The sequence below is a fragment of the Halomonas sp. GXIMD04776 genome (assembly GCF_049808615.1).
Classification (GTDB): Bacteria; Pseudomonadota; Gammaproteobacteria; order Pseudomonadales; family Halomonadaceae; genus Modicisalibacter.
In genome coordinates, this window is the sequence record NZ_JBNCAN010000009.1 from 131,728 (window position 1) to 139,634 (window position 7,907).

Here is a 7,907-nt window from a genome sequence, read left to right on the forward strand (position 1 = left end):
TCGAGGGCTTAGTGGTGTAAGGCACTGATTTAAATGGCGCCCCCATCAGGATTCGAACCTGAGACCTTCCCCTTAGGAGGGGGACGCTCTATCCAGCTGAGCTATGGGGGCGTGCTTGGTAGCGGGCTGCATTATAAGCGTCCCGCAACATGAGATAAACCCGGACGCTGGTAAGTGCTTGAGAATTCATGGGGCAGGTTGGAGTCCAGCAGAGTGGGCGCTAGACTGGCCCACTTCACGGATAGGGGGCTCCTTGGCGACCCACGATCGTATCTTCGACGGCCTGGCCGATAAGTTTGCTGCAAGTCTATACGGTGCGCCTCGGGGAGAGTTGCGTCTGGCGCTGTTGGATCATCTATTGCCGCTCACCTTGCCGCTTGAAGGCCAGCCGGCTTTGGACATCGGTGGTGGTCTGGGACAGATGAGCGCCTGGTTGGCGCGCCGGGGCCACGCTGTCACGCTGGCCGAGCCTTCCCAAGAGATGCTGGGTCGAGCACGCGAGGCTCTGCCCGATTTCTCTATAGAGTTCCTGCCAATATCGTTGCAAGCCTTGCCTGATAACGCCCCTGGCCCCTGGCCCCTGATCGTCTGTCATGCGGTGCTGGAATGGCTGGCGGACCCTCGGGAGGCGATTGGTATCATTAATGAGTTGCTTGCGCCGGGTGGCTATCTCTCGCTGATGGTCTTCAATCGCGATGCCTTGCGCTTTTCCAATATCATCAAGGGAAATCTCGACAAGGCCCTGGACGATCGCCTGGAGGGCACTGGCAAGCGTCAGCGATTGACGCCTATTTCACCCCTGACCCATGACGATATCAGTCGTTGGTTGACTGAGCAGGGGCTTGTTGTCGAGCATGTTGCGGGCATTCGTGTGTTCCACGATTATCTGCGCGAGCGTGACCCGAATGAGGCGACGCTGGCCCGACTCTTCGAGCTTGAGCGCCGCTACTGTGATATCGATCCCCACTGGCGACTAGGCCGCTATTTGCTGTATAGCATCCATAAACCCGATACTTCCGGAATCCTTGAATGACTGCCGTAACCCCTGCCTGTCAGTTGCTTGAACGCCAACCCGAAGATTATCGTGACTGGTTATGGGTGGCCCCGCCGGAGGATCCGTGGCTGAACGATCAGTCAGGATCGCTGTGGAGCACCGATTTAAACGTTGCCCAGGCCTGGCGCGAGCGTGGCGCCACGGTATATGACGATCTGGCCCCGGCCATCACGGATGTGCCGGGTGCCGTGCTGTTCTGGCCCAAGGCCCATGCACTAGGGGAGTGGTGGCTGCTGGCACTGTGCGCGCAGCTGCCGGAAGGCACGCGATTACAGATAGTCGGTGAGAATCAGGGCGGTATCCGGCGGGTGCTCAAGATCCTCGCCGCGCTGGGGCTGGGTTGCCGGCGACTCGACAATGCGCGACGCTGCATGCTGTTCGAGACACGCCTGGGACGAGTGAGTCTTGCCCCGGATGATGCCTGGACGACCTTTGAGGCCCTCGACCTGCAATTGGCCAGCCATCCCGGTATATTCGGCCACGGCAAGCTCGATAGCGGAACAGCGCTTCTCCTCGACAACCTACCCGAGTCGTTGAATCTCGCCGGGGCAAATATACTCGATGTGGGTTGCGGCGATGGCGTGATCAGTGCCTGGCTTGCAAGACAAGGTGCCAAGACCACGGCAGTGGACAGCAGTTCGTTTGCGGTGGAGGCCACGCGACGGACGTTGACCGCCAACGGATTGAGCGGCAATGCCCTTCAAAGCGATGTCTATTCCGCGCTACCGGAAGGCGAGCGTTTTGATGCCATCATCAGCAACCCGCCGTTTCATCAGGAGCGTGCCATTGATTACAGCCCTGCGGCCCGGTTGATTCGCGAAGCCCCCAGGCATCTCGAGAAGAGCGGCTATCTGATTTTGGTCGCGAATGCGTTTCTGCCTTATCCCGATCTTCTCGAGGCCACCTTCGACGGCTTCGAGATCCTGGCGGATGATCGTCGCTTTCGGGTATACATGGCGCGCAAACGCTGACTTCGATTTGACTTGCCAGGAGGTATAGAGAGTGACGATGGATAGAACGCTGCACGGGCTGGCATTGGGCGCCCTGGTGGCGATGGGGCTGGTATGGAGCGGCAGCTATGTGAAGGATGCTGCCGAGGTATGGCAACAGGCGAATCGCAGCGTCACCGTCAAGGGGCTTGCCGAGAGGGAGGTGTCGGCCAATGTGGCACTGTGGCCGCTGCACTATAGCGTCACCGCCAATGAGCTGAGTGAACTCCAGTCAAAGCTTGCCAAGGATGAGCAGACAATCCGCGACTTCTTGGGTGAACAAGGCTTCGAGGTCGCAAATATCAGCGTGACCCCGCCTCAGGTACAAGACCGCTACGCCAATAATTACAGTGATTCCAGACCAGAGGAACGCTACTTCGGCGAGGCCACGGTACTGTTGCGCAGCCCCAAGGTCGCTGAGGTCAAAGCGGCAATGCCGCAGACCTCGGCATTGGTTCGCGAAGGCGTGCTGCTGTCGCCCAACTATGAATATCGCACCGAGTTTCTGTTTACTGACTTGGAACGTATCAAGCCGGAAATGATCGCCGCGGCGACTGCGGATGCGCGCCGTGCCGCCCAGCAGTTTGCCGAGGATTCCGGTAGTCGCGTCGGATCGATCAAGCAGGCCAGCCAAGGCTATTTTTCTATCGAAGACCTGGACAGCTATACCCCGGACGTCAAGAAAGTGCGGGTGGTCACGACCATCGACTATGCGCTGGAAGAGTGATCATGCCGATTAAGCGGCTTTAAACCTCGCTATTTCTCCCTTTGTCCAGCGGCTTCAACGGGCATACTGAAGTCCATCAAAATGAAGGCGCACATAAAGAAGGCACTTTTGGGTGGCTCCTACTGGGTCTTCGTCAAGCGTCTGTAAGATTCCGTGAGGTTCTCCAAGGGTCATGGACGACCCGCCTTCAACACCCTCTCTACGCTATAGGTCGCACGAACCCCATGTCCGCATTGGCATTGTCCGCCTCCCGTCTGCTGAATGTCATGAAATCCTTGCTGGCCGATGAACTGAAGTCGCTCAGGCATCTTGGCGATCATGAAATCGATACCACAAGTTGGGATGAAACGACGCGTATTACCGGCGTCTCGGAATCATCTGACTCTCGAGAGCAGCCGCATTCCCTCAATGCTGATTCAATGGAAGTGATTGCGCTGGCGACTCGAGTGAATACCTACTTTCAGCTGCATGAAAGCGGACTCGAGGACTATCTGCTGCGCTACAAGACCCTCGGCGAGTGGGTGAATCTGGTGACGACGGCGCGGGAGAGCGGGGCGCGCAACATCGCCTTCACCACCTCTGGCAGCACCGGGACGCCCAAGGTATGCGTTCATCGGTGGCATGACTTGATCGAGGAAGCGGCTTACTTCGCGCGGTATCTCGAGGATGTGCTGGAGGGTCGCGTCACCCGAATAGTGGCGCTTGCGCCTTGCCATCATATTTATGGCTTCATTTTTAGCGCGCTGCTGCCCCAGGTACTGGGTGTGCCGGTGGTGCAGGGACATCAGGCGCTGGCGTTAGTTCAGTCACGACGACTCGTCGCCGGTGACGTCGTTGTAGGATTTCCCTTCATCTGGCGGCAGTTAAGCCGTCAGGGGGTGGCGTTTCCCGACAGGGTGTTGGGTCTTACCTCGACGGGGCCGAGCGATGCGGACATTATTCGTCAACTGCGCGGACAGAATCTGACGGCGATGATCGAGATTTACGGTTCCAGTGAAACCGCTGGCGTCGGGGCGCGCATCGATACCGACGAATGTTTCCGACTGCTGCCTCGCTGGCGGCGTGACGGCTCTCACCAGGATTCACTTCGAGACGATCAGCAAGGTCGCCACTACCCTCTGACGGATACGTTGCAGTGGCGAGATCATCGCCATTTTCAGCCTCAGGGGTGCAAGGATGAGGCGGTGCAGGTAGCGGGCATCAACGTCTGCCCAGCGGGCTCATGGGTAAGCCGGGCGATTGGGAGCTGTAGACAGTAGACCCAAGGGTGCGACAGGCTCACGGAATCCGATAGTCGATCTCGGTAATGAGATAGGTGGTTTCACCGCCTGGCGCGGCAACGGTTGCTTCTTCATCGAGTGCCTTGCCGAGCAGGGCACGGGCCAGCGGCGCATCCACACTGATCCAGCGCTTGGCGGTATCGGTCTCGTCATGGCCAACGATGCGAATGGCCAGTTCCTCGCCTTCTTCGTCCTCCAAGGTGACGAAGGCGCCGAAATAAACGCGGTCGGTGTCTGCAGGCAGGCGATCGACTACCTGGAGTTCATCGAGACGTTTGCCCAGATAGCGAATGCGGGCAATGACCCGATTGAGCTCTTTCTTGTTATAGGTGTAATCGGCGTTCTCGCTGCGATCGCCCAGGGCGGCGGCTTCGCCGACCTTGGTCGAGAGTTCCGGACGGCGTACCCGAGACAAATGATCGTGAATGCCCTTGAGTCGAGCAAACCCTTCCGGGGTGATCAGATCGCTCTTCTTCTCCTGGCGCGGATCCTTGGCCGGGTCCCGCCAGCGCGTCATGTTACGGCCTTTCATGGCATTGCCTTCCTGCTACTGGTGGCGAATCATTCAAACGTTCGTTACATTTCTAGCTGGGCACATCAATTACCCGGCAAGCCCATACAATAACCATAACGTATTTCAAGAACGCATTTATAAGGAGTTCCCCATGTCGATTCATCCTCGTCTATGGCAGGCCAGCCTGTTGGGACTGTGCCTGTTGCTGAGTGCACCCAGCGTATTGGCTCAGGATAGCGAACTGTTCGCGCTCAAGAACCGCTGGGAACATATTACCACCCAGACTCCGGAGAACGATCGCGCCGAGGCACTCGATGGCCTCGCGCAGGACGCGAATGCACTCGTGAGTCAGTATCCCGACAATGCTCGGGTGTTGATCTGGAAAGGCATCGTGCTGGCCTCCCAGGCACGGGTATCAGGGGGCTTGACGGCACTGGGCCTGGCCAAGGATGCCCGTGTGGTGCTGGAGAGGGCCGTCAAGCTTGACCCTGACGGCAACAATGGCTCGGCTTACGTGACCCTGGGCGCGCTTTATGATCGGGTCCCCGGTTGGCCAGTGGGTTTCGGAGATGGCGACACCGCCGAGGCCATGTTCCAGAAAGCGCTGGCGATTCGTCCCGATGGCATCGATGTGAATTATTACTACGCCGCTTTCCTGGAAGATGAGGGGCACAAGGACCAGGCGCTCGAGCATGCCCGACGCGCTGTGAAAGGCGAGGCACGCAAGGAGCGCGAGGTGTCCGATGAGGCTCTACGCGAGCAGGCGCGCGAGCTGTTGGCATCTCTCGAATAGCATCGATTGCGGTTGGAATTGGCAGGCGGCGTCCGGATAATGGAGTATTGTCTGCTGATGTCTGTTTCATTTCATCCTTCACTTTTTCACACCCTGTCAGGGAGGGCGCATGGCCGAAGGGAGCTCGCTGGACACCCCGCGCTTCGATGCTGGCGATATCGAGCGAACCAGCACCGAAAGCCTGTATCAAGGTTTCTTCAACCTCGAGCAGCGCCATCTGCGTCATCGCTTGTTCGAAGGCGGCTGGAGCGATGTGATCACCCGCGAGGTGCACGTGCGCTATGATGCGGTAGGGGTCTTGCTCTACGACGTGGAGCGCGACAGCGTCGTCTTGGTGGAGCAGATGCGCGTTGGCGCTCTGGACGATCCGCTGAGCCCCTGGAAGCTCGAACCGGTAGCGGGATTGATTAAACCAGGAGAACAACCTGCCGATGTAGCTTACCGTGAGTCCATCGAAGAGGCTGGGTGCGAGATACAGGAGCTGTTCGAGCTGCATACCTATTATCCCAGTCCGGGCGCCTGTAATGAACGGGTTACCCTATTTTGTGGCCTGGTGGATTCACGCAACTTGGGTGGGGTTCATGGTCTCGAGGAAGAAAACGAGGATATTCTGGTGCATGTGCTATCGTTTGCACGCGCCTGGGAACTCTTGGGGGCTGGACGACTTGACAACGCCATGTGTTTGATCGCTTTTTATTGGTTGGCTCGGGAGCGGGCCTCATTACGAGCAAGGAGATGACTCATTGACTAGAACCGCCTATGTAACCGATCTCAAGACACTGCAGGGGGAGTGCACGGCCAACTACCTGCGCATGACCCGACTGCTGGGTGATCTTGATGCCGGTGACGTGCGCGAGGTGCCGCTGGCGGGCGAGTCGAGTCGTTTCGGTACGTTATGGCTCGAAGTTCTCGAATGTGCCCCCTATACCACGATCGTGCGAGTGACCCAGACCGGTATATTGGACGCCTTCATCGAGACACCGCGCATGCTGGTGCATCTCTATCATGATGTGCGCATGGCCGAGGTGACCGACTTCCAGCGTCAGCGTCACTTCAACGGTCGCTATCGCTACCCTAATTCGCGCATGCACCAGCCGGATGAAAAGTTGCAGCTCAATCGCTTTTTGGGCGAATGGCTGGATCATGGCTTTGCCCACGGGCGCGCCGCGCACATGCCGGAATTACGCTAAGCCCCTATTCTGAGATGAGCTCCTATTCTGAAAGGATCCGTTCTGAAGATTGAGTGTTACCAGCAAGCGTCTGGAGTGATGGCCTGATGCGCTTGATTCAGATCACCGACTGCCATCTCCATGCCGATCCCGACGCTTCCTCCCGAACGGGGAATCCGCTGCGACAACTGCAGAGGGTCGTCGAACGGGCACGGGAGTTTAACCCTGATATCGTCCTCGTGACCGGTGATATCAGCCAGGATCAAACGCGGGATTCCTATGGCCGCGCCGCCGAGGCCTTTTCCTCTTTCGGTTGCCCCTGGTTCTGGTGTTCGGGTAACCATGACCAGCCCGGCGTCATGCGTGAAGTGCATCAGATTCTCGACGAGATCGATCTTGACGCCTGGCGTTTGTTGATTCTCGATTCTCGTGTCGACGGTCAGGCGCATGGTGAATTGGGCGAGTCACAGCGCAAAATGCTAGCGCGGCGTTTGCAAGAGGATGCTCGACCTACCTTGCTGGCACTTCATCATCCGCCAGTGGCGATCGGATCGGAGTGGATGGACGCCATTGGCCTGATGGATCGCGAGGCCTTCTGGCAGTCCCTGGCGCCCTATTCCCAGGTGCGCGGTATCCTGTGTGGACATATCCATCAGGCCTTCGAGCAATCGTTCGGCGAGGTCGTGGTGTATGGATGCCCCGCGACCAGCGACCAATTTCTGGGGGGATCGACTGATTTCGCCGTCGACGAAGCCTCGCCTCCGGGGTTTCGTATTGTCGACGTGCAGGATTCTCAGCTAACGACATGGATCGAGCGCGTAGAATTCTGAAATTACACTCTTATATATTTTTAAGTTCTTAAAGAATGTTTCTTAATTCTTTGACGCTATCAATGTCGTCTCGATAACGTACTCTCCTGACGTTCGAACATAAGCGTGTCGCGCATTAATCGTGCCGGCGATCGTATTGCCACGACGGCTCATCGATCCAGATGTCTGTCACGAGAGGATGTACTCCCCATGTCTTCACCCCAGCGCCAGACTCATCTCAAGCAGCTCGAGGCGGAATCGATCCATATCCTGCGCGAAGTCGCCGCGGAGTTCGCCCACCCGGTGATGCTCTACTCCATCGGCAAGGACTCCTCGGTGATGCTGCACCTGGCACGCAAGGCCTTCTATCCGGGCACGCCGCCGTTCCCGCTGCTCCACGTCAATACCACCTGGAAGTTCCGCGAGATGATCGAATTCCGCGATCGCATGGCTGCGGAGGTGGGCATGGAGCTGATCGAACACATCAACGAGGAAGGGCGGGCCGCGGGCATCAATCCCTTCGAGCATGGCAGCGCCAAGTACACCGACATCATGAAGACCCAGTCCCTCAA

At 57.9% G+C, this 7,907-nt stretch carries 10 protein-coding genes and 1 tRNA gene; 9 read left to right on the forward strand and 2 right to left on the reverse strand.

What is annotated here, in order from left to right; translation table 11 throughout:
* Positions 1-34 precede the first annotated feature (34 nt).
* A tRNA-Arg gene (locus tag ACPF7Z_RS08150) sits at positions 35-111 on the reverse strand.
* 142 nt (positions 112-253) lie between these two features.
* On the opposite strand from ACPF7Z_RS08150, the gene ACPF7Z_RS08155 reads away from it, so the two are divergent.
* The 4 genes from ACPF7Z_RS08155 to ACPF7Z_RS08170 all read left to right on the forward strand — a co-directional run bounded on the left by ACPF7Z_RS08155 (position 254) and on the right by ACPF7Z_RS08170 (position 4,029).
* Positions 254-1,033, forward strand: a complete 780-nt coding sequence (locus tag ACPF7Z_RS08155; protein ID WP_425192776.1) for a methyltransferase domain-containing protein — start codon at positions 254-256, stop codon at positions 1,031-1,033.
* Positions 1,030-2,025 carry a methyltransferase gene (locus tag ACPF7Z_RS08160; RefSeq protein WP_425192777.1) on the forward strand — a complete coding sequence of 332 codons (996 nt, stop codon included), beginning with the start codon at positions 1,030-1,032 and terminating at the stop codon, positions 2,023-2,025. The genes ACPF7Z_RS08155 and ACPF7Z_RS08160 overlap by 4 nt, the downstream gene beginning before the upstream one ends.
* A 37-nt stretch (positions 2,026-2,062) precedes the next feature.
* Entirely contained in the window at positions 2,063-2,770 is a 708-nt protein-coding gene (locus ACPF7Z_RS08165; protein WP_425192788.1) for an SIMPL domain-containing protein, read from the forward strand.
* 224 nt (positions 2,771-2,994) lie between these two features.
* On the forward strand, positions 2,995-4,029 hold the full coding sequence (locus ACPF7Z_RS08170; RefSeq protein ID WP_425192778.1) for an AMP-binding protein: 1,035 nt from the start codon (positions 2,995-2,997) through the stop codon (positions 4,027-4,029).
* Positions 4,030-4,048: 19 nt separating this feature from the next.
* Here ACPF7Z_RS08170 and greB read toward each other — a convergent pair whose 3' ends face one another.
* Positions 4,049-4,582, reverse strand: a complete 534-nt coding sequence (gene greB, locus ACPF7Z_RS08175; RefSeq protein ID WP_425192779.1) for a transcription elongation factor GreB — start codon at positions 4,580-4,582, stop codon at positions 4,049-4,051.
* Between the two features lie 133 nt (positions 4,583-4,715).
* Here greB and ACPF7Z_RS08180 point away from each other — a divergent pair, with 133 nt between their 5' ends.
* The 5 genes from ACPF7Z_RS08180 to ACPF7Z_RS08200 form a co-directional block, all read left to right on the forward strand.
* Complete coding sequence (locus ACPF7Z_RS08180) at positions 4,716-5,357, forward strand: hypothetical protein (protein WP_425192780.1); 642 nt, start codon at positions 4,716-4,718, stop codon at positions 5,355-5,357.
* Positions 5,358-5,466: 109 nt separating this feature from the next.
* The gene (locus ACPF7Z_RS08185) at positions 5,467-6,096 is read left to right on the forward strand and encodes an NUDIX domain-containing protein (protein ID WP_425192781.1); all 630 of its coding nucleotides are present in this window, start codon (positions 5,467-5,469) and stop codon (positions 6,094-6,096) included.
* A 4-nt stretch (positions 6,097-6,100) separates the two neighbouring features.
* On the forward strand, positions 6,101-6,547 hold the full coding sequence (locus ACPF7Z_RS08190; protein WP_425192782.1) for a DUF1249 domain-containing protein: 447 nt from the start codon (positions 6,101-6,103) through the stop codon (positions 6,545-6,547).
* Between the two features lie 86 nt (positions 6,548-6,633).
* Positions 6,634-7,356 (forward strand): phosphodiesterase, encoded by a 723-nt coding sequence (locus ACPF7Z_RS08195; protein ID WP_425192783.1) that lies wholly within the window; start codon positions 6,634-6,636, stop codon positions 7,354-7,356.
* A gap of 189 nt (positions 7,357-7,545) precedes the next feature.
* A partial coding sequence (locus tag ACPF7Z_RS08200; RefSeq protein WP_425192784.1) for a phosphoadenosine phosphosulfate reductase family protein occupies positions 7,546-7,907 on the forward strand: 362 nt, incomplete at its 3' end.

Excerpts from the sequence above, each read along its gene's own strand:
- ACPF7Z_RS08170 (WP_425192778.1), top strand. The coding sequence starts at position 2,995 with ATGTCCGCATTGGCATTGTCCGCCTCCCGTCTGCTGAATGTCATGAAA.
- ACPF7Z_RS08195 (WP_425192783.1), top strand. The coding sequence starts at position 6,634 with ATGCGCTTGATTCAGATCACCGACTGCCATCTCCATGCCGATCCCGAC.
- ACPF7Z_RS08180 (WP_425192780.1), top strand. The coding sequence starts at position 4,716 with ATGTCGATTCATCCTCGTCTATGGCAGGCCAGCCTGTTGGGACTGTGC.
- greB (WP_425192779.1), bottom strand. The coding sequence starts at position 4,582 with ATGAAAGGCCGTAACATGACGCGCTGGCGGGACCCGGCCAAGGATCCG.
- ACPF7Z_RS08160 (WP_425192777.1), top strand. The coding sequence starts at position 1,030 with ATGACTGCCGTAACCCCTGCCTGTCAGTTGCTTGAACGCCAACCCGAA.
- ACPF7Z_RS08185 (WP_425192781.1), top strand. The coding sequence starts at position 5,467 with ATGGCCGAAGGGAGCTCGCTGGACACCCCGCGCTTCGATGCTGGCGAT.
- ACPF7Z_RS08165 (WP_425192788.1), top strand. The coding sequence starts at position 2,063 with ATGGATAGAACGCTGCACGGGCTGGCATTGGGCGCCCTGGTGGCGATG.